Consider the following 269-nt stretch of genomic DNA (forward strand, 5'->3'; position numbering starts at 1 on the left):
GTCCGAACCTGGACGTGATCCTCGACATTCCGGTGTCGATCTCGATGGAAGTCGGCAGCACCGACATCAACATCCGCAACCTGCTGCAACTCAACCAGGGTTCGGTGATCGAGCTCGATCGTCTGGCCGGTGAGCCGCTCGACGTGCTGGTCAACGGCACCTTGATCGCCCACGGCGAAGTAGTGGTGGTCAACGAGAAGTTCGGCATCCGCCTGACTGACGTGATCAGCCCAAGCGAACGCATCAAGAAGCTGCGCTGAGTGAAAAGG

Annotated in this window: 1 protein-coding gene; it reads left to right on the plus strand. The window is 59.1% G+C overall.

What is annotated here, in order from left to right; all coding sequences use genetic code 11:
• Nucleotides 1–260, plus strand: a 260-nt coding sequence (gene fliN, locus AAEY83_RS15435) for a flagellar motor switch protein FliN (RefSeq protein WP_351060316.1), incomplete at its 5' end; no start/stop codon positions are given.
• Between the last annotated feature and the right edge of the window lie 9 nt (nucleotides 261–269).

Origin of the sequence: Psychrobacter sp. TB20-MNA-CIBAN-0197 (assembly GCF_040309765.1) — a bacterium.
GTDB classification, from domain to species: Bacteria; Pseudomonadota; Gammaproteobacteria; order Pseudomonadales; family Moraxellaceae; genus Psychrobacter; species Psychrobacter submarinus.